The organism is Streptomyces sp. NPDC101181, assembly GCF_044767975.1.
Classification (GTDB): domain Bacteria; phylum Actinomycetota; class Actinomycetes; order Streptomycetales; family Streptomycetaceae; genus Streptomyces.
In genome coordinates, this window is the sequence record NZ_JBIWOX010000002.1 from 196154 (window position 1) to 215488 (window position 19335).

The following is a 19335-nucleotide window of genomic DNA, read 5'->3' on the forward strand; positions in this document are numbered from 1 at the left end:
GCTGCTTCACTGTGGTCATCGAATCTGGGGAGCGAGTTATGCCGACTGTGATCCATCGGACGCGCAGCCAGCTTGAGGTCCAGCGCGAGAAGCTGCTGGCGAGCGTGAACATGACCTATGAAGAGCTCGCGGAGCGCGCCGCCACATACAGCCTGAGCATGGACGAACTTGATGTGTGGCACACGATCGAGGGGCTCGACTACCTTCTCGAAGGTGACTGCTGAAGAGGCTAAGGCCCTCGATGAGTCGGCGGCCGGATTCGCCGACCAACTGACTGCCCTGACGCGGGGTGTCCTCGGTGAGGACACCCCGCGCTTTCACGCGATCAACATGGGCACCAAGATCAGGGTCTCGCCGATACGGTCCGACGAGGTCGTCCAACGCATCCCGATCAGCATCGGTGGCGAGCCTCGTCTGAGTCTGCTGGTGCAGTTCTACTGCTGCTGGGACGGGACCAGTACGTTCATGGCCACCGATCAGGCCGACGTGAAGGTCTTCTACGCCGGAAGCCCGGACCCGCTGTTCCGCTTCGAGTATGTGCGCAAGAGCAAGGAGCCACCGGGGGCGCACCTCCAGGTGCATGCCCACCGTGATGAAGTGGCGTACCTCTTGCGGCTGTCCGAGACGGGCAGACCGAAGCAGAAGCTCAACCGGTTGCCGCGGTTGTCGGAGCTGCATCTGCCGGTGGGCGGGCACAGGATGCGACCGGCCCTGGAGGATGTACTGCTCTTCCTGAAGAGGGAGTTCGCGATCGACACGGTCGACGGGTGGAAGACGATCATTGACGAACATCTGCGGAGCTGGCGGCTGATGCAGCTCAGGACCGCGGTCAGGGACTCCCCTGAGTCAGCGGCCCAGGTACTACGAGGTCTGGGCTACACAGTGGTTGAACCATCCGTGCCCGGGGCGCGCGCAGCTCCCGAAGAGATCAAGCTGTTCTGGCCGTAACGCCACGTATGGCCGGGGCCCCGCCGTTCGGTGAGGGTCCCGGCGGGTTTCTCGTCCGGCGGCCCCGTACGGCTGTGCCCGGCTCGGTCACGCGGCTCGTCGGAGCTTCAGCTTTTCTACGCTCCCGCGCCCCGGGGCCCCGCATGGTGCGGGGCCCCGGGGCGCGGGACTTGGGTCGTCGTGTGGTCCGGGGGCTCAGCCTCCCAGCAGGCCGCCGCGGGCGATCACGTCCGCGTACCACCGGGCGCTGTCCTTCACCGTGCGGCGCTGTGAGGCGAAGTCGACGTGGACGATGCCGAAGCGCTTGCTGTAGCCGAACGCCCACTCGAAGTTGTCCAGCAGCGACCAGAGGAAGTAGCCGCGCACGTCGACCCCGTCCGCGATCGCCCGGTGCACCGCCGTCAGGTGCGCGTCCAGGTACGCCACCCGCTCCGGGTCGTGGACCTGGCCCTCCGGGTCGGCGTAGTCGTCGTAGGCGGCGCCGTTCTCGGTCACCAGCAGCGGCAGCTCGGGGAGTTCGTCGCGCAGGCGGGTCAGCAGCTCGTACAGGCCGTTCGCGTCGACCGGCCAGTCCATCGCCGTGCGGGGCCCGGGTGCCGGGGTGAACGCCACGTGGTTCTCCGCGCCCGCCCACGGGGACGGCGACTCCGACGTGCCCGCCGACACGACGCTGGGGGAGTAGTAGTTGATGCCCAGCGAGTCGATCGGCGTCGACGTGACCTCCAGGTCGCCGTCCTTCACGAACGACCAGTCCGTCACCGTCGCCGTGTCCGCCACCAGGTCCTGCGGGAGGCGGCCGTGGAAGACCGGGTCCAGGAAGATCCGGTTCGCCACGGCGTCGATCCGGCGCACCGCGTCCCGGTCCGCGGCGGAGTCGGTCAGCGGGCGCAGGGCGTGCAGGTTCAGGGTGAGGGAGATCTCCGCCGACGAGGGGAGACGGTCCCGCAGCACCCGGGCGCCCGCTCCGTGCGCCAGGTTCAGGTGGTGGGCCGCGCGCAGGGCCGCGAGGTCGCTGGTCCGGCCGGGGGCGTGGACCCCGTTGCCGTAGCCCAGGAAAGCCGCGCACCAGGGCTCGTTCAGCGTCGTCCACGTCGTCACCCGGTCGCCCAGCGCCCCCGCCACCAGACCCGCGTACTCCGCGAAGCGGTGCGCGGTGTCCCGCTCCGGCCAGCCGCCCGCGTCCTCCAGCTCCTGCGGGAGGTCCCAGTGGTAGAGCGTCGCGACCGGTCTGATCCCGGCCTCCAGCAGCTCGTCCACCAGACGGCGGTAGAAGTCCAGGCCGCGCTCGACCGCCGGGCCCCGGCCGGTCGGCTGGACGCGGGGCCAGGAGACGGAGAAGCGGTAGTCCGTGACGCCGAGGTCCTTCATCAGCCGGACGTCCTCGGGCATCCGGTGCAGGTGGTCGGCGGCGGTGTCGCCGGTGTCACCGTTGCGCACCTTGCCGGGCGTCCGGCTGAAGGTGTCCCAGATGGACGGCGTCCGGCCGTCCTCCCTGGCCCCGCCCTCGATCTGGTAGGCGGCGGTGGCCGTTCCCCAGCGGAAGCCGGTGGGGAAGCGGAGCCCCGTCACGTCCTGCGGGACGGTCTCCGGACGGGCATCGACAGCTGTCATGAGACGAACACTCCAAAAGTGAGGGGGGAGAGGGTGGGCGCGGCGAGGAGGCGGGGGGCGGCGCGGGCGAGGGGGCGGGGCGGAGAGGGGAGCGTCACCCCTTCACCGCGCCCTGCATGATCCCGCCCACGATCTGGCGGCCCAGCAGTCCGAACACCACCAGCACCGGCAGCGTCCCCAGCAGCGTGCCCGCCATGATGACCGACTGGTCGTTGACGTAGCCGCCGCCCAGCTGCCGCAGCGCCACCTGCACCGTCGGCTCCTGCGAGGACAGCGCGATGATCGGCCAGAAGAAGTCGTTCCACGCCGTCATGAACGTCAGCATCCCCAGCACCGCCATCCCCGGCCGCGCGATCGGGATCACGATCGACCAGAAGATCCGGGCCGTCGACGCCCCGTCCACCCGGGCCGCCTCGATCAGCTCGTCCGGCAGGGACTGCACCAGGTACTGCCGCATGAAGAAGACGCCGAAGGCGGAGACCAGTCCGGGCAGGATCACCGCCTGGAGCTGGTTCACCCACTGGAGTTCGGCGATCAGCATGAACAGGGGGATCACGCCGAGCTGCGGCGGGATCATCATCGTCCCGATCGTCAGCGTCAGCAGCGCGTTGCGCCCCTTGAACTTCAGCTTGGCGAAGGCGAATCCGGCCAGGGTGCAGCAGAGCACCGTGCCGATCGTGATGGACGACGACACGATCAGCGAGTTCAGCAGCGCCTTGCCGATGTCCGCCTCTTCGAGGACCTGCTCGAAGTTCTTGATCAGGTTCGGGCCCGGCAGCAGGCTCGGCGGCACCTTCGCCATGTCCGCGTTGGACCGGCTGGCCGCCACGATCGTCCAGTAGAAGGGGAACGCCGAGATCAGCAGCGCGAAGCCGAGGATGAGATAGGAGAGCCAGCCGCCCTTCATCGTGCGGCCCGCACCCCCCTTGCGGATCCGCCGTCCGGGCGGGCTCTGCGCCGGGTCGCCCTGCTCGGGGGCGGTCGGCGGTGCGACGAGCGCGGTCATCGGCCGGCCTCCTTGCGTGCGCGGCGGCGTGCGATCAGGGCGTTGACCCCGACGAGCACCACGATCAGGACGAACATCACCCAGGCGATGGCCGCGGCCCGGCCCAGGTGGAAGAAGCCCCAGCCCTGTTCGTACATGTACAGGCCGAGGGTCTGGTACTGGTGGGAGATCCCGCCCGAGATCGACCCCTCGAACAGCAGCGGCTCACCGAAGAGCTGGGTCGCCCCGATGGTCGAGATGATCACCGTGAAGATGATCGTGGGACGCAGACCCGGCAGCGTGACGTGGATGAACTGCCGCCAGCGCGAAGCCCCGTCCATCTCCGCCGCCTCGTACAGCTCCTGCGGGATCGACTGCATCCCCGCCAGGTAGATCAGCGCGTTGTAGCCCGTCCACCGCCAGATCACGATCGAGGACACCGCGATCTGCGAGGCGACCGTGCCCGTCTGCCAGTCCACCGGGTCGAAACCGACCAGCCCGAGCGCGTAGTTGATCAGCCCGAAGTCCCGGCCGAAGAGCTGCGCGAAGACGAGTGTGGCGGCGGCGACGGAGGTCGCGTACGGCAGCAGGATCGCCGTCCGGATGAACGTCCGCCCCCGCAGCTTGTAGTTGAGCAGGTGGGCCAGGCCCAGCGCCATCGCCAACTGCGGGACCGTGGACAGCACGCCGATGGTGAACGTGTTGCGCAGCGAGGTCCAGAAGAACTCGTCGGAGAAGAGCGCCGTGTAGTTGGCGAGGCCCCGCCACTCCATCTCGCCGCTCGTCTGGAGCTCGACCCGGTAGAGGGAGACGAAGGCCGTGTAGAGGAGCGGGAAGAGGCCGAAGGCCAGGAAGAGGGTGAAGAAGGGGGCGATGTAGGCGTACGGAGAGGCCTTGCGCCAGGTGCGCCGGAGCGTGGTCGCCCGGCCGTCGTCGGGGCCGGGCCCGGTTCCGGCGGGGCGGGGCGGCCCGGCCTTCGCGGTGGCGGTGAGGGACACGGTTCGGCCCTTCGGGATCGGGAGGGGGCGGTGATGTGAGGAAAGGTGCGGGGTGGGGAACGGCAGGGGTACGGGAGCAGGGCCGGTCCGCCCGCGCGCTGCGGGGGCGGACCGGCCCCTGGGAGAGGGGGAAGCGGGGGGGCGAGTGCCGAGTGACGAGCGGCGCCGGCCGGCCGGGCCGCGCCCGGGGAGGAGCCGCGTCCCGGCGTCAGCCGGTCTCACGAGCCGCCCACAGGGGAGCCGCGTGGTCTCACGAGCCGCCCCCCCCCAGGGGAGCCGCGCGTCCCGGCGTCAGCCGGTCAGCGGCCGCTCCCCCGGAGGAACCGTGCGAGCGGCGTCAGCCGATCACGTTGTCCACGCCCTTCTTGGCCGTTCCCCACGCCTTGTCCGACGCCACGCCCTTGCGCTCGACCTCGCTCAGCGCGTTCGTGATCTGCTGCATGACGTTCTGGTCGTGCACGCCCAGCACCTGCACCGGCGAGTCCTTCGCCGCGTCACCGAAGATCTGGCCGATCGGCGCACCCGAGAAGTACTCGTCCTTGGCGCCCGCGATCGACTCGATGGCCCCGGTCGCGGACGGGAAGTTGCCCTGCTTCTGGAAGACCTTCGCCTGCTGCTCGGGGGCGGTCAGCCACTCGATCAGCTTGTACGCCTCCTCCTTGTGCTTGGCCGCACGCGGGATCGAGAGGTACGAGCCGCCCCAGTTGCCCGCGCCGCCGGGCAGCTTGGCGATGTCCCACTTGCCCTGGCCGCCGTCACCGGCCTGGCCCTTGATGTAGCCGAGCATCCAGGCGGGGCAGGGGATCGTGGCGAACGAACCGGCCGCGAAGGCCTGGTTCCACTGCGGGGACCACTGGTCGAGCTTGGCGCTCAGGTCTGCCTCGGCCGCCGACACGGAGGTGTCCCAGGCCTCCTTGACCGCCGGGTTCTTGTCGTAGATCAGCTCGCCGGAGGCGTCGTAGTAACGCTCCTTCTCCTGGCCGATCATGATCGCGTAGAGCGAGCCGACGCTGTCCAGCCAGGCGCTCTTGGCGGGGGCCTTCTTCTTGTACTCCTTGCCCAGCTCCAGGTAGCCGTCCCACGTGGCCCACTTCTTCGCGAGCTCCTCGCGGTCCGTGGGCAGCCCGGCCTGCTTGAAGAGGTCGGTGCGGTAGCACATCGCCTCGGGGCCGACGTCCGTGCCCAGGCCGAGGATCTTGCCGTCCTTCGTGGTCGCGGCCGACCACTTGGCCTCGGCGAACTCGCCCTTGAGCTTGTCGGCCCCGAACTCCTTCAGGTCCTGGAACTTGTCCGCCTGCTGCTGGGTGACCGACGCGATGCGGCCGACCTCCACGCCCTGCACGTCCGCCAGACCGCCGCCGCCCGCGAGACGGGTCTGGAGCGACTTCCAGTAGTCCACCTCGTCCTGGGTGTCGCTCTGCTTGATCGTCACGTTCGGGTTGAGCTTCTGGTACTCCTCGTACAGCCCGGCCTCCTTGAAGCCGAAGGAGCCGAAGAGGTCGACGTTGAGCGTGACCTTTCCGCCCGCGCTGTCGGAGGAGTCCGAGGAGTCGCCGCCTCCGCAGGCGGCGAGGAGGGCCCCGGCGAGGACGACCGCGCCGAGGCGGGCGGTGGCTCTCTTGGCGGCTCGGGCGATGGGCATGGGAAGCCTCCCTTGGCTTCGGGATGAACCGAGCGCGTTGAGAGCGCTCTCAAAACCTGTTCTGGAGCGTCCCCCACCGCCCTCGCCCCGTCAAGACTCGAACGCATAACAGGTTGGTGTTACCGCCGATCGCCGCCCAACTGCCCGGCATGTGCAGTCTCTTGACACTTACGTTTCAGGAGTTTTACGTTCCTTGGCACTTGAGAGCGCTCTCGAACAGCGCTCTTCCCCCCCCATGATCGAGGTGCTGCTCGTGCGAACCTCCCTCTCCAGGCTTGCCTCCGCCGTCGGAGCCAGACCCGCGCCCACCAGCGGGAACGGCACCGGGGCCACCCGGGCCGGGTCCGTCTCCCGGCCCGCCGCGGCGACCCTCCTCGCCATCGCCGTGGCCGCCGTGGGCCTCGGCCCCGCCGCCTCCCCCGCGGCCGCCGCCACCATCCCCGCCGGCGCCGGCAGCTACACCGATTCCCGCCCCGCCGGCACCCAGGGGCCGACGACCAACACCGGGGCACCCGTCACCCCGAAGGTCACCGCGGCCGCCCGCTCCAAGCCGGTGCCGACCAACGACTGGTGGTCCTCGCTGGCCTACCAGCGGTACGGCGACAACCCGTACAGCACCCCCATGTACGGCCACCCGCTCACCTACCAGGCCAAGGCGAACGGCCTGGAGGTCGGCTACCCGACCACGCCCGCGATCGTCGGCGACGGCAGGCAGTACGAGTACGCCCACAAGGCCGACCTCACCGTCGGGCTCTCCGGCCTGAACTCCCCGGACACCAAGGCCGACGCCTGGTCCGACTGGACCGTCACCCCCTACTGGGCGGACGGCTCACGCACCTTCCGGGCCACCATCGGCCACGGCATGCCCTTCGTGTACGCCAAGGGCTCGGGCGGCGACGCCCGTATCCAGACCGCCTCCACGCCGACCGTCTTCTCCGACCAGGGCAACGTCCTCGGCATCACGGTCGCCGGACACCACTACGCGCTCTTCGCGCCGAGCGGCAGCGACTGGAACATCTCCGGGTCCACCATCACCGCGGGCCTCGGCTCCAAGGACTACTTCTCGCTGGCCGTCCTGCCCTCCACGGACGCGCTCGCCACCTACCGCAAGTACGCCTTCAGCTTCGTCACCGGCTCCCAGGTGTCCTGGCAGTCCACCGGCGGCAACGTCCGGGCGACGTACTCGCTGACCACCGAGGCCAAGGAGGGCACCGAGCGCGGCACGCTCCAGGCCCTCTACCGCCACCAGTGGCTGCACACCTCGGACGCGCTGACCCCGTACACCTACGTCTCGCCGCGCGGCACGATGAAGGTGCGCGAGTCCGCCACCTTCACCACCAGCCAGAAGAACAACGGCGTGGTGCCCGCGCTGCCCGCCTCCAGCGGCGTCGACAAGGCCCGGCTGACCGGCTACCTCAACGAGGTCGCGAACGCCTCCGACCCGTTCTCCGGGGCCACCGACACCTACTGGACCGGCAAGGCCCTCGGCCGCCTCGCCCAACTGGTCCCGGTCGCCGACCAGATCGGCCAGACCGCCACCCGCGACAAGCTCCTCGGCCTGATGAAGGGCCGCCTCCAGGAGTGGTTCACGGCGGGCGGGGCCAGTGAGTTCAGCTACGACAAGGACTGGAAGACCCTCACCGGCTACCCGGCCTCCTACGGCAGCGACACCGAACTCAACGACCACCACTTCCACTACAGCTACTACGTCTACGCGGCGGCGATCATCGCCCAGTACGACCAGGCCTGGGTCGCGGACTCGGCCTGGGGCACGATGATCAAGCACCTGATCCGGGACACCGCCAACCCCAGCCGCACCGACACGGCCTACCCGTTCCTGCGCGGCTTCGACATCTACGCGGGCCACAGCTGGGCCTCCGGCCACCAGGGCTTCGCGGCGGGCAACAACCAGGAGTCCTCCTCGGAGTCCATCAACCTGAGCGCCGCCCTGGTGCTCTTCGGCTCCGCCATCGGGGACAACACCCTTCGGGACCTCGGTAGTTACCTGCTGACCACCGAGTCCGAGGCGATCACCCAGTACTGGTTCGACGCCTCCCAGCAGGTCTTCCCCGCCTCCTTCGGCCACGACACGGTCGGCATGGTCTGGGGCAGCGGCGGCGCCTACGCCACCTGGTGGACCGCCAACCCGGAGGAGATCCACGGCATCAACGTCCTGCCCGTGACCGGTGGTTCCCTCCACCTGGCCCGCGAGAAGGCCGCCATCAAGCGCAACATCGCCGAGATGGAGCGGAACAACGGCGGACCGGCCCAGGAGTGGCGCGACCTGCTCTGGGAGTTCGAGTCGCTGTCCGACCCGGCGGCGGCGAAGAGCAAGTGGGACGCCGTGAACGGGAACTACACCCCCGAGCAGGGCGAGTCCAAGGCGCACACCTACCACTGGATCGGCACGCTCGCCGCGGTCGGCGCCCCCGACATGAGCGTCAGCGGCGACCTGCCGACCTCCGCCGTCTTCTCGAAGAACGGGACCCGTACGTACACCGCGCACAACCACGGCTCCAGCACCCGTACGGTCACCTTCTCCGACGGCAAGACCCTGTCCGTACCGGCCCGCTCCACCGCCACCAGCACCGGCCCCGGCGGCGGCAACCCCGACCCCGGCGACCCGGACCCGGGCAACCCGTCCACCGGCAACACCTTCCGGCTCAAGACCGGTGGCACGCTCACCACGGGCACCTCCGACGCGGCGGGCGCGGACACCGTCGCCTCCGCGGACGGCGTCAACCGGGACGGCACCCCGTACCGCCCCAACGTCTACGAGATCAAGAAGGTCAACGGAAAGGTCGCCGCGGGCGCGGCCACCGGGTTCCGCCTGCGGGTGGACGCCGGGACCAAGGTCGGGCTCGCCCCGCAGGTCCGGGTCAGCTACGACCTGACCGGCGACGGAACGTTCGACCGTACGGAGACCTTCCGCTACTTCGCGACCGACCCGGTCAACGGGTGGGAGGAGTACACGCAGGCCGCGGGCGTCAAGGCGACGACCGGGAGCCTGGGCGAGCTGCGGAACGGCACCGTCCGGCTGGAGATCTGGAACGCGCTCGGCAACGGCACGTCCCAGGTCCAGACGACGACGGACGCGGCGGTGCTGCGGATTCCCTACCAGTGACGCGGCAGCGCTGATCCGCTGAGCACTGCTCACGGCTGACGCAGGACGCGGCGGGCCTCCCCTTCCCCGGGCGGAGGCCCGCCGTACGCGTGCGGCGGGGCTTCGGGCCGGGCGAGGGCCGGTCGTGTCGGCCGGGGGCCGGTCGGGCCGGGTCGGGCGAGGTCCAGCCGGGGGCCGGTCGGGGTCAGGCGGAGGCCCGTCGCACCAGCGTGGTCGGGGTGATCACCGACTCCGGGACCTCGCCGCTGCCCGTCCGCTCCTGCTCCAGGGCGCGCAGCAGCAGCCGGGCCATCAGCCGCCCCTGCCCCTCGATCTCCTGGCTCACCGTGGTCAGCGGCGGATCGGTCAGCTCGGCGACCGACTCCATGTCGTCGAACCCGACCAGCGCCACCTGCTCCGGCACCGAGATCCCGCGCTCGCGCAGCACCCGCAGCGCGCCCGAGGCCATCAGGTCGTTGGCGACGAACACCGCGTCCAGGTCGGGCCGCCGCTCCAGCAGCCCGGCCATCGCCCGAGCGCCGCTCTGCACGGTGAACGCCCCGTCCGCGACGAGCGTCGGGTCCACGTCCAGCAGCACGTCCCGGTAGCCGTCCAGGCGGTCCATCGCGGACGTCTGGTCGGCGGGCCCCCCGATGTGCGCGATGCGCTGCCGCCCGAGGTCCTTCAGATACTGCACGGCCAGCCGCGCACCGCCCCGGTTGTCCGCGTCGACGTAGGGGACGGCCTGGTCGCCCGGGGCCGCGGTCCAGCTGGGCCGCCCCCCGTACACCGCGGGTATGCCCGCCCGCCGGGTGATCGCGGGCACCGGGTCGTCGGTGTGCAGCGAGAACGCCAGCGCCCCGTCCACATGGCCGCCGGACAGATAGCGGGCGATCCGGTCGAAGTCCCCGGGCCCCTCCACCAGCAGCAGCACGAGCTGGGTGTCGTGGGCGGTCAGCTCCTTGCTGATGCCCCGGATCTGCTGCGAGAAGAAGGGGTCCGAGAAGAACCGCGTCTCCGGCTCCGCGATGACGACCGCCACGGCCCCGGTGCGCCGCGTGACGAGGGTGCGCGCGGCGTGGTTCGGGATGTACCCCAGCTCCTCGACCGCCTGGAGCACCTTGTCCACCAGCGGCTTGCGGACGCCGTTGCCCCCGTTGACGACCCGCGAGGCGGTGGCCCGGGAGACCCCCGCACGCGCCGCGACGGCTTCCAGGGTGGGCCGGGACCCGGGGGACTGCTCGGGCAAGGCGGTCGCTCCTCGTCGACGGGGCGGCGGCGACACGTGTTCGCCCTCTCGCCTACAGCCTAGCGTCGGGCGAGGACACGGCTGAGAGCGCTCCCAGCCGAACGTGCAGCCGCGGCCACCTGGCGGCCGACCGGAGGAGGACTGCCCGTCCGAGGCGGCGCGGGCCGCGCCGCCGGGGGCGTACGCGGGGTCACATGATCCGGTACGCCGTGTAGTACGCGGACAGCTGCTCGTGGTACGCCGGGTCCTCGGTCTGCCGGTGGCGGTCGAACTCCGGGGAGTCCTTGACCTGCTCCTTGGTGAGGTCGACGTAGACCTTCTCGGCGTCGTGGTCGATCCGCGAGACGGTACCCGCGGGCAGCAGGACGTCCTTGCCGAAGATCCACACGCCGATGTCCACGAGCAGATAGGCCGAGCCGACCTCGTCGGAGTACGTGTCGACCTTGCCGATGCTGCCATCGGTCGCCTCGACTGAGTATCCGGTCAGGTCGGTGTCCACGGTGTGACCGCTCGACGGCTGGTAGCCCCACAGGGAGTCGCTCATCGTGGCTCCTTTCGCGAAGGTCGTTCTTCGCCTCGTCGTCGGGGAGCGGATGGCTGCCTCCGCTGTCCTGCGTGTGCCCCGGGACGCCCGGCGAACACCTGACCGACCCGGTGGGGCGCGGCGGGGCGCCGAGGGCGCGGGGCCCGGAGGGCGGCCGGGGCGTGGGCTGGGGCACCATGAGGGCGTCGGGGGCGACGATCGGCGGGACGGAGAGATGGCAGTGGCCGACGAGGTACGGGGATGGCTTTCCCCCAAGGCGGTGGCCGCCGAGGCCGCTGTCAGCCAGGAGTTCGACCTCTCGCAGTGCGTCCGGGAGCCGATCCACCTGCTCGGGGGCGTCCAGTCCTACGGGGCCCTGGTCGCCGCCCGGACGCGGGACGGCGTGGTCGACACGGTCAGCCGCAACGCGGCCGAGGTGCTGGGCCGGGCCGCCGGGGACCTGGTGGGCCGTCCGGTCACCGAGCTCATCGGCCCCGAGCAGTGGGAGCTGGCGCGGGAGAGCGTGAGGGAGGCCGAAGCGCCGGAGCGGACCCCGGGGGAGTCGCCGCACGAGCCGCCGGACGGGCCCGCCGCCTCCGGGGTGGTGTCCTTCGTGCTGGAGGCGGGGGGAGTGGGGGCAGCGGGCGAGCCGGGTCGCGCGGGGGCCTTGGGGGAGTCGCGTGAGCCTGGTCGTGCGGGGGGCGCGGCCGGCTCGGGCGGGCGGGCGCGATACTTCGACGTGACCGTCCACCGGGTCGCCGAGCTGCTGGTGCTGGAGTTCGAACCCCGGGCGGCCGAGGGCCCGTTCGTCTTCCAGAGCTTCTACCCCCGGGTGCGCCGCGCCCTGCACCGGCTCCAGGGGGCCGGGGACGTCGTCGAGTGCTGTGCGGCCGCCGTCCGCGAGGTCCAGGCGCTCACCGGCTACGACCGGGTGGTGGCGTACCGGTTCGACGGCGCCGAAGGGCCCGGCCAGGTGATCGCGGAGGCGCGTGAGGAGGGCCGGGAGCCGTGGCTGGGGCTGTGGTTCCCGGCGAGCGACATCCCGCCGCAGGCCCGCCGCCTCTACGCCCGCAACTGGATCCGGGTCATCGGCGACGTGGACGACGCGACGGCCGGGCTGCTGCCGGAGGTGCGGGAGGGGACCGGCGAACCGCTCGACCTGTCGGGCTCGGTCCTGCGCACCGTCTCCGGCTATCACCTGGAGTACCTGCGCAACATCGGCGTCGCCTCGTCCATGTCGGTCTCCCTCCTGCACGAGGGGCGGCTGTGGGGGCTGATCGCCTGCCACGGGGACACGCCCCGGCGGCTGACCCCCGAAGTGCGGGCCGCCTGCGAGTTCTTCGGGATCGCCCTCTCCCTCCAGCTGGCGGCCGTCGCCGAACGGGAGCAGGCCGACGAGCTGTCCGACCGCCGCCGGGCGCTCGCCGCCCTGCTGGCCCGGCTCACCCACCAGGCGCCGGACGCCCTGATGTCCCCCGGCACCGGCCTCGCCGGGCTGCTGGACGCGGACGGGGCGGTGCTGCTGCGGGGCGCCGAGGCGGTCGCGACGGGCGACCCGCTCCCCACCGGGCTGCCCGCCCTGCTGGAGCGGCTCGCGGGCTCCGGTGCGCTGGGCGAGGTGTGGAGCACCGACCGGGTGCCGGAGGCGCTGGGCCTGGAACCGGCGGAAGCCGAGGCGCAGGGGCTCCCCTCGGGCCTCCTCCTCATCCCCCTCGACCGGAACGGCGGGGTGCTGGCGTGGTGGCGCCGCGAACAGCCCGCACCCCGGGACTGGGCGGCCGACCCGGCGCGCCCGGTGCGCACGGGACCGGGCGGGGAGCGGTACACCCCGCGGGGTTCGTCGGCCGTCCACCGGGCGATCGTGCGCGGGCGGAGCGCGCCGTGGAGTGCGGCGCAGCGGATCGTGGCCGGGGAGCTGTGGCGGGAGATGTCGGGCCTGCTGAGCCGTCAGATGGCCGAGCTCGCCGCCCGTAACACCGAACTCGCCCGGACCAACGAGGACTTGGACTCCTTCGCGCACGCTGCGGCCCACGACCTGAAGGAGCCGTTGCGCGGGATCTCCAACGCGGCCGCCTTCATCGTCGAGGACGCCGGTGCCGTCCTCGACGCCGTCTCGCTGGGCCGATTGACCACGGTGCGCAGGCTGGCGGAGCGGATGGACGGGCTGCTCGACTCCCTGCTCCACTTCTCCCGCCTCGGCCAAGTGGGTTTGCAGCGGGAGGAGTTGTCGCTGGACGAGGTGGTGGACGACGCGCTGCTCGTGGCCGGTGACCGGTTGTCGGAGCAGCGTGTCACCGTGGTGCGCCCCGCCGTCCTGCCCCGACTGCACGCCGACCGGGAGCGGCTGCGCGAGGTGCTGGAGAACCTGTTCGTCAACGCGGCCAAGTACGCGGCGGACGACGCCGGTACGGACGAGCGCCGGGTGTGGGTGGAGGTCGTGCCGGTGGCGGAGCCGGGCCAGGCCCCCGTCACCGCGATCGTCGTACGGGACAACGGCATCGGCATCCCCGCCGAGCAGCAGGAGGACGTGCTCCAGCTGTTCCGCCGTCTGCACCGGCGCGACGAGCGCGGCGGCGGCTCGGGGGTCGGTCTCGCCGTGGTCAAGCGGATCGTGGAACGCCACGGGGGGCGGCTGTGGCTGGAGAGCCCCGCCGAGGCGCCGGGCGGCGGTCCCGGAACGGCGGTGTGGTTCACGCTCGCCCCGGCACCGCCCGCGCCGGGCCTGTCCGCGTAGCGGCCGTGGAGGGCGGTGCCGGGGCCTACCCGTCTCGGCACCGCATCCCTCAGGCCCGTGCTCCTTGCACGCGTACCGCTTCGGCCCGTGCTCCTCGGATGCGTACCGCTTCGGCCCGCTCCCGTCAGGAAGGTGAACCGGGCGGCCGGGGCTCCGCCGTCTCCGGGGTTCCGGCGGCAGGGGTCCCCGCCTCCGGGCGGTCCCCGGTCGGCCGCTGGGAGATCCAGTAGTCGACCGCGCCCCGCAGAACCGTCTGGAACAGCTCGAAGTTGACCGGCTTGTAGATGTAGCTGTCCGCGCCCGCCGCGTAGCACGCGTCCTCCTCCGCCGAGGAGGTGGACGAGGTGAACATCACCACGGTCAGCGAGGCGAGCTCGGGGTGCCGGCGCAGGCTCGACAGCAGGGTCAGGCCGTTCACGCCCGGCATGTTGAGGTCCAGCAGCACCAGGTCCGGCCGGGCGGCGGCGGGATCGAGGAGACGCGGGATCACCGCGTCGCTGCGCGGGGCGAACTCCACGTGCAGGGAGGGGTGGGAGCGGGACAGGGCGCGCTGGATGGCCTCGGTGTCCTCCTCGGAGTCCTCCACGACGAGGATGAGACCGTCGCTGTTCATCGTCGGGCCGTCCGTTCGGGGTTCATGGCCGGGCCGTCCGTTCCGGGTGGGTCACAGAGCCGTCCGTTCGAGCTGGAAGGGTGGGGGAAGCCGGCCGACGCCGGGGGTGAGGCCCGACCAGCGGGCCACGAGCAGGGCGATGTCGTCCTGCCCGGAGTCACGGAACGACCGGGCCTGCTGGGCCAGGCTGTCGGCGATGTGCGACGCGTCGGCGCCGCGCAGCCCGGCGAGCCGGGCGGGCAGGACGCTCTCGAAGAACGCGCCGCCCGCCTCCCGGGACTCGGTGAGGCCGTCCGTGAACAGCACCACCGTGTCGCCGGGGGAGATCCGCTCCACGTGGCTCTGGTAGGAGACGTCGTCCAGGACGCCGAGGAGGAGCCCGCCCGACAGCACCTCCGACACGGTGCCGTCGCAGCGGAGCACCAGGGGCGCGGGGTGCCCGGCGCTGCACGTGCGCAGCAGCGCGGTGCCGTCGGCCTGCGGGGTCAGCGTCGCGACGACCGCGGTCAGGAAGCGGGTGGCCCGCTCCTGGCGCAGGGCCCGGTTGAGTCTGCTGAGGGCGGTGCCCGGGTCGGTGCCCTCCTCCAGCAGGGTGCGCAGGGTGTGGCGGGCCAGGCCGGTGAGGGCCGCCGCCTCCGCGCCGCGCCCGCAGACGTCGCCGATCAGCAGGGCGATCGACCCGTCGGGGCGGGGGACGGCGTCGTAGAAGTCGCCGCCCACGTCGAGCATCGGGTCGCCGACCGAATAGCTCGCGGACAGGTCCCACTGGTCGGAGACCGGGAGCTGCGAGGGCAGCAGGTGTTCCTGGAGCGAGAGGACGGCGTTGCGGCGCAGCTCGTACAGCAGGGCGTTGTCGATGGCGAGCGCGGCCCGGGTGGCGAGGCTGCGCAGGAAGGAGCTGTCCGGCAGCCGGTCCTCGGACCGCTGGTAGACGAAGGTGATGCTGCCGATCACGCGCCCCCGGGCGCGGAGTGTGCTGACGCTGACCACGGGCGGCAGCGCGCCGCCCCCGTCGGCCTCCGCCGGACCGAGGGCCGAGGCGAAGGGGGAGCCGTCGAGCGCCGCGCCGCTGAGGAACACGGTGTCCTCGTCCTCGCCCCGGCGCGCGAGGAGGGCAGCCAGCCACGGGTCGTCGCGCCCGGCCTCCTCCAGCGCGCGCTGCTGCTGGACGGCGACGTGCGTGGCGGCCACGAATTCCGGGCCCTCGCCGCGCAGCAGATGGACGAGGGCCCCGTCGGCGATGGCCGGTACGGCGATCCGGGCCACCCGCCGCAGGGTGTCCTCCACGTCCAGCGAGGAGTCCATCTGGAGCGAGGCCTCGGCGAGCAGCGCGTCGTTCGCGCCCCGGCGGGCCTCGCGGCCGCGCTGGAGGATGCCGGTGTGGCAGGCGACGATGACGTCCACGGCCTGTCGCAGGCGGGTCTCGACGGCCGCGAGGTCCGCCGAGCCGTCCACGGAGAGCGCCAGCGTCGCCCAGCCGCGCTGGTCGAGCTGGAAGGTGCAGGTCACGACGGAGTCCCCGGGCGCCTGCCGCAGCAGCTCCGCCTCCGGCCACACCGCGCTGTCGAGCCCGGCCGGGTCGAGGTGGGCGACCTCGGGCGTGCCGCCCGGCTCCCGTACGGCGGCCTCCGGCATCGACCGCGAGGCCGTGAAGGTCGTCGGGGTGTCGCTGCCGGCGCCCAGGGCGCGCATGTAGCGCAGTACGTGCGGCTCGTCCCAGCGGGTGCCGACCACGAGGTGGACCCCCGGGGTGGCGAGGAACGGCGCGTAGACGTCGTCCGCGAGCGCCGCGACCTCATCGGCCCGTGAGGCGGCCTGCCAGAGCCGGTGCAGCGCACCGGACCAGCTGTCGTCGGCCATGCCTTGCCCTCCGTCCGGTTCCGTCTGGTCTCCCCGGACGCGGTTCTGGCTTCCGTACGAGGCTGTCTGCTTCTCTTCTTCCTGCTTCTCTTCTTCTCTGTTCTTCGCTGTTTTTCCGCGCTGTGCGTTCCGTCCTCGGCCAGTATGACCGGCCGGGACGGGTTCATGCCGTGTGCGGGATCACGGTTGTGCGGCGGAGAAGGGGGAAGAGGGGCGCGCTGTCCGGCGACCGACCACCCGATCGTGGGACGCCGGGAGGAGCGCACCAGGACCTACCGCGCGCCTGCGCCCGCCGCTGGTCGTCGGGATCAGTGGCGGGCGCAGGCGCTTCAGGGCGTCGGGTCAGACCCGTACCGGGGTCTTGTCCGGGGAGCCCGGCTCCGTACCGCCAGGGCCGTCGGAGCCACCAGGGGCGCGGGGACCGTCGGGGCTGTCCGCCGGGCCGCCGTCCTGGGGCGCCGGGTGCGTGCCGCCCGTGGCGGTGACCGGGGACGGGACCGGTTCCTGGGAGACGTTGAACTCGGCCAGCAGATCCTTGCCGAACCCGAAGAAGTACGTGGCGACGAACCCGCCGACATAGCCGACGAGCAGCCCGCCCGCGTAGATCGCGATGGTCGAGCCCAGGCTGTGGTTGCCGTCGAGCAGCGGGAACAGCGCCCAGCCGGACGGGCCGATGGCGGTCGAGCCGACCGAGTCGCCGAGCTGGTTGAACAGACCGACGAAGCCGCCGCCGAACGCACCGCCCACGCACGCCGTGATGAACGGGCGGCCGAGCGGGAGCGAGACACCGTAGATCAGGGGCTCGCCGACGCCCAGCAGGCCCGCGGGGAGCGCGGACTTGATGGTGCGGCGGATCGACTCGTTGCGGGGGAGGCGGAAGTAGACCGCCACCGCCGCGCCCACCTGGCCCGCGCCCGCCATCGCCAGGATCGGCAGCAGGACCGTGTAGCCCTGCTGCTCGATCAGCGTGGTGTGGATCGGGATCAGCGCCTGGTGCAGGCCCAGCATCACCAGCGGCAGGAACAGCCCGCCGAGCACGAAGCCCGCGCCCGCGCCGCCGTTGGACAGCAGCCAGTCCGCGAACGTGCCGATCGCGGAGGACACCTCGCCCGCCACGTACATCAGGCCGAAGATCGTCACCAGACCCGAGACCAGGACCGTCAGTGTCGGGGTGACCAGGACGTCCAGCGCCTCCGGCACCCACCGGCGGCACCACTTCTCCACGTACACCGCGAGCACCGCCGCGCCCAGCGCGCCGAGCACCCCGCCCTGGCCGGGCGAGAGCGTCTGGCCGAAGGCGTCGACGTTCGCCACGCCGGGGAAGACGATGATCGCCGCCACCGCACCGCCCAGGATCGGCGTACCGCCGAACTCCTTCGCCGTGTTGTAGCCCACGAACACCGCGATCAGCGCCATGAACCCGGACGCCATCGCCGCGAGCGCGGGCGTGACGGAGGGCAGCCACTCCAGGTTGATCAGCAGCCCGTTGAGACCGGCGATGATGCCGCAGCCGATGAGCGCCGGGATCAGGGGGACGAAGATGTTGGCGATCCTGCGCAGGAAGAGCTTGAACGGGGTGGCGTTCCTCGCCTTCCGCGCCGCCCTGATGGCCGCGCCCTGCGCCGCCAGCTCATCGGCCGACCCGGCTGACCCGGCGGAGGCGCCCGACCCGGCGGACCCGGCGGCCCCTGCGGAAGCGGCGGCCGGAGCGGGGGCGGCCTCCCGGCCCTCCTCCACCAGCCGCTCGAACTCCGGGGTGACCCGGGCGACGGTGCCCGGCCCCAGCACGATCTGGTACGTGTCGTCCTCGACGACCCCCATCACGGCGGGCAGGGCCTTCAACGCCTCGTCGTCGACGAGGGAACGGTCGTGCAGACCGAGGCGGAGCCTGGTCATGCAGTGGGCGATGGTGCTGACGTTCGCTGCGCCACCGACGAGCGGAAGGATCGCGGCGGCGGTGGCGCGGTTCTTGTCTTCTGTGGCCATGGTGCTGGTGCCTTGCTGTGCGGGAGTGTGGTGCTCAGGGGTGGGTCAGGTGGTGCGCACGGCCGTGAGGGCGGCGCGCAGGTGGCCGCCCGACTCGTGCAGGAGGCGGGCGGCGGTGGGGCCGTCGACCCCGCCGAGGACGACGAGGATCGCGTCCTTGACCTCTCCGTCGGTGGCGGCGAGCGCCGCCTCGATCTCGGCGTCGGACGCGCCGGTGGCCAGCGAGACGATGTGCCGGGAGCGGGCCCGCAGCTTCTCGTTGGAAGCGCGGACGTCGACCATGAGATTCCCGTACGTCTTGCCGAGCCGGATCATGGTGATCGTCGAGATCATGTTGAGGACGAGCTTCTGCGCCGTGCCCGCCTTCAGCCGGGTCGAGCCGGTCAGCAGCTCGGGGCCGGTGACGATCTCCAGGCCGTGTTCCGCGGCGGCGGCGAGCGCGGAGTCCGCGTTGCAGGAGAGCCCGATGGTCAGGGCCCCCTGGGCGCGGGCGTGCTCGACCGCCCCGATCGCGTAGGGCGTGCGGCCGGAGGCGGAGATGCCGACCACGGTGTCGTCGGCGGTCAGCTTCAGCGCGTCCAGGTCGGCGGCGGCCAGCTCCTTGCTGTCCTCCGCGCCCTCGACGGCCGTCACCATGGCGGAGGGGCCGCCCGCGATCAGGCCGACGACCTCGGACGGGTCGGTGTTGAAGGTGGGCGGGCACTCGCTGGCGTCCAGCACCCCGAGGCGGCCCGCGGTGCCCGCGCCCGCGTAGATCAGCCGGCCGCCGCGGGCCGTCCGCTCGGCCGTGGCGTCGATGGCGGCGGCGATCTGCGGCAGCCGCTCGGCGACGGCGGCGGGGACGGTGGCGTCCTCGCCGTTCATGATCCGGGCGATCTCCTCGGTGGACAGCCGGTCGATCTCGGCCAGCTCGGGGCGGAACGCCTCGGTGGTCAGGGTGGCCAGCTGGGCGCGGAGTGCGCCATAGCTGCCGGTGCCGGTGTCGGACGCGCCGGTGGTGGGGGCCGTGGAGGTCATGGAGTGCGGCTCTGCTTTCTGGTGCTGGTGATCGTGCTTGCTCTTGTACGGATACGGGGTCGTACG

General features: G+C 72.0%; 14 protein-coding genes. 4 read left to right on the forward strand and 10 right to left on the reverse strand.

The window, feature by feature from the left end; all coding sequences use genetic code 11:
- The first annotated feature begins 38 nt into the window (after nt 1-38).
- Both ACIRRU_RS04525 and ACIRRU_RS04530 read left to right on the forward strand, forming a co-directional pair.
- A complete protein-coding gene (locus tag ACIRRU_RS04525; RefSeq protein ID WP_403676044.1) occupies nt 39-224 on the forward strand; it encodes a hypothetical protein in 186 nt (61 codons plus the stop codon).
- Nucleotides 214-948 carry a hypothetical protein gene (locus tag ACIRRU_RS04530; RefSeq protein WP_403676047.1) on the forward strand — a complete coding sequence of 245 codons (735 nt, stop codon included), beginning with the start codon at nt 214-216 and terminating at the stop codon, nt 946-948. Before ACIRRU_RS04525 ends, ACIRRU_RS04530 begins: the two co-directional genes overlap by 11 nt.
- A 195-nt stretch (nt 949-1143) precedes the next feature.
- Here ACIRRU_RS04530 and ACIRRU_RS04535 read toward each other — a convergent pair whose 3' ends face one another.
- The 4 genes from ACIRRU_RS04535 to ACIRRU_RS04550 form a co-directional block, all read right to left on the reverse strand.
- Nucleotides 1144-2559, reverse strand: a complete 1416-nt coding sequence (locus tag ACIRRU_RS04535) for a GH1 family beta-glucosidase (RefSeq protein ID WP_363200286.1) — start codon at nt 2557-2559, stop codon at nt 1144-1146.
- Between the two features lie 94 nt (nt 2560-2653).
- The gene (locus tag ACIRRU_RS04540) at nt 2654-3565 is read right to left on the reverse strand and encodes a carbohydrate ABC transporter permease (RefSeq protein ID WP_403676050.1); all 912 of its coding nucleotides are present in this window, start codon (nt 3563-3565) and stop codon (nt 2654-2656) included.
- Complete coding sequence (locus tag ACIRRU_RS04545; protein ID WP_363200288.1) at nt 3562-4542, reverse strand: sugar ABC transporter permease; 981 nt, start codon at nt 4540-4542, stop codon at nt 3562-3564. The genes ACIRRU_RS04540 and ACIRRU_RS04545 overlap by 4 nt, the downstream gene beginning before the upstream one ends.
- 337 nt (nt 4543-4879) lie before the next feature.
- Entirely contained in the window at nt 4880-6184 is a 1305-nt protein-coding gene (locus ACIRRU_RS04550) for an ABC transporter substrate-binding protein (RefSeq protein ID WP_403676054.1), read from the reverse strand.
- A 235-nt stretch (nt 6185-6419) separates the two neighbouring features.
- On the opposite strand from ACIRRU_RS04550, the gene ACIRRU_RS04555 reads away from it, so the two are divergent.
- A complete protein-coding gene (locus ACIRRU_RS04555; protein ID WP_403676986.1) occupies nt 6420-9308 on the forward strand; it encodes a glycosyl hydrolase in 2889 nt (962 codons plus the stop codon).
- A 184-nt stretch (nt 9309-9492) separates the two neighbouring features.
- On the opposite strand, the gene ACIRRU_RS04560 is transcribed toward ACIRRU_RS04555, so the two are convergent.
- Together ACIRRU_RS04560 and ACIRRU_RS04565 are read right to left on the reverse strand one after the other, a co-directional pair.
- Nucleotides 9493-10536, reverse strand: coding sequence for a LacI family DNA-binding transcriptional regulator (locus ACIRRU_RS04560; protein WP_403676056.1), 1044 nt, complete (start codon nt 10534-10536; stop codon nt 9493-9495).
- A gap of 190 nt (nt 10537-10726) precedes the next feature.
- Nucleotides 10727-11080 carry a PRC-barrel domain-containing protein gene (locus ACIRRU_RS04565; protein WP_363200291.1) on the reverse strand — a complete coding sequence of 118 codons (354 nt, stop codon included), beginning with the start codon at nt 11078-11080 and terminating at the stop codon, nt 10727-10729.
- A 214-nt stretch (nt 11081-11294) separates the two neighbouring features.
- Here ACIRRU_RS04565 and ACIRRU_RS04570 point away from each other — a divergent pair, with 214 nt between their 5' ends.
- On the forward strand, nt 11295-13793 hold the full coding sequence (locus ACIRRU_RS04570) for an ATP-binding protein (protein ID WP_403676058.1): 2499 nt from the start codon (nt 11295-11297) through the stop codon (nt 13791-13793).
- 124 nt (nt 13794-13917) lie between these two features.
- Here ACIRRU_RS04570 and ACIRRU_RS04575 read toward each other — a convergent pair whose 3' ends face one another.
- From ACIRRU_RS04575 to murQ, 4 genes are all read right to left on the reverse strand, one after another.
- Nucleotides 13918-14406: a response regulator gene (locus tag ACIRRU_RS04575; protein WP_403676061.1), complete on the reverse strand. Its 489-nt coding sequence runs from the start codon at nt 14404-14406 to the stop codon at nt 13918-13920.
- A 51-nt stretch (nt 14407-14457) separates the two neighbouring features.
- Complete coding sequence (locus tag ACIRRU_RS04580) at nt 14458-16266, reverse strand: PP2C family protein-serine/threonine phosphatase (RefSeq protein ID WP_403676064.1); 1809 nt, start codon at nt 16264-16266, stop codon at nt 14458-14460.
- A gap of 342 nt (nt 16267-16608) precedes the next feature.
- The gene (locus tag ACIRRU_RS04585) at nt 16609-18252 is read right to left on the reverse strand and encodes a PTS transporter subunit EIIC (RefSeq protein WP_403676067.1); all 1644 of its coding nucleotides are present in this window, start codon (nt 18250-18252) and stop codon (nt 16609-16611) included.
- A 45-nt stretch (nt 18253-18297) separates the two neighbouring features.
- A complete protein-coding gene (murQ, locus tag ACIRRU_RS04590) occupies nt 18298-19269 on the reverse strand; it encodes an N-acetylmuramic acid 6-phosphate etherase (RefSeq protein WP_403676069.1) in 972 nt (323 codons plus the stop codon).
- Between the last annotated feature and the right edge of the window lie 66 nt (nt 19270-19335).

Excerpts from the sequence above, each read along its gene's own strand:
- ACIRRU_RS04525 (WP_403676044.1), top strand. The coding sequence starts at position 39 with ATGCCGACTGTGATCCATCGGACGCGCAGCCAGCTTGAGGTCCAGCGC.
- ACIRRU_RS04535 (WP_363200286.1), bottom strand. The coding sequence starts at position 2,559 with ATGACAGCTGTCGATGCCCGTCCGGAGACCGTCCCGCAGGACGTGACG.
- ACIRRU_RS04540 (WP_403676050.1), bottom strand. The coding sequence starts at position 3,565 with ATGACCGCGCTCGTCGCACCGCCGACCGCCCCCGAGCAGGGCGACCCG.
- ACIRRU_RS04550 (WP_403676054.1), bottom strand. The coding sequence starts at position 6,184 with ATGCCCATCGCCCGAGCCGCCAAGAGAGCCACCGCCCGCCTCGGCGCG.
- ACIRRU_RS04555 (WP_403676986.1), top strand. The coding sequence starts at position 6,420 with ATGATCGAGGTGCTGCTCGTGCGAACCTCCCTCTCCAGGCTTGCCTCC.
- ACIRRU_RS04565 (WP_363200291.1), bottom strand. The coding sequence starts at position 11,080 with ATGAGCGACTCCCTGTGGGGCTACCAGCCGTCGAGCGGTCACACCGTG.
- ACIRRU_RS04570 (WP_403676058.1), top strand. The coding sequence starts at position 11,295 with ATGGCAGTGGCCGACGAGGTACGGGGATGGCTTTCCCCCAAGGCGGTG.
- ACIRRU_RS04575 (WP_403676061.1), bottom strand. The coding sequence starts at position 14,406 with ATGAACAGCGACGGTCTCATCCTCGTCGTGGAGGACTCCGAGGAGGAC.
- ACIRRU_RS04580 (WP_403676064.1), bottom strand. The coding sequence starts at position 16,266 with ATGGCCGACGACAGCTGGTCCGGTGCGCTGCACCGGCTCTGGCAGGCC.
- ACIRRU_RS04585 (WP_403676067.1), bottom strand. The coding sequence starts at position 18,252 with ATGGCCACAGAAGACAAGAACCGCGCCACCGCCGCCGCGATCCTTCCG.
- murQ (WP_403676069.1), bottom strand. The coding sequence starts at position 19,269 with ATGACCTCCACGGCCCCCACCACCGGCGCGTCCGACACCGGCACCGGC.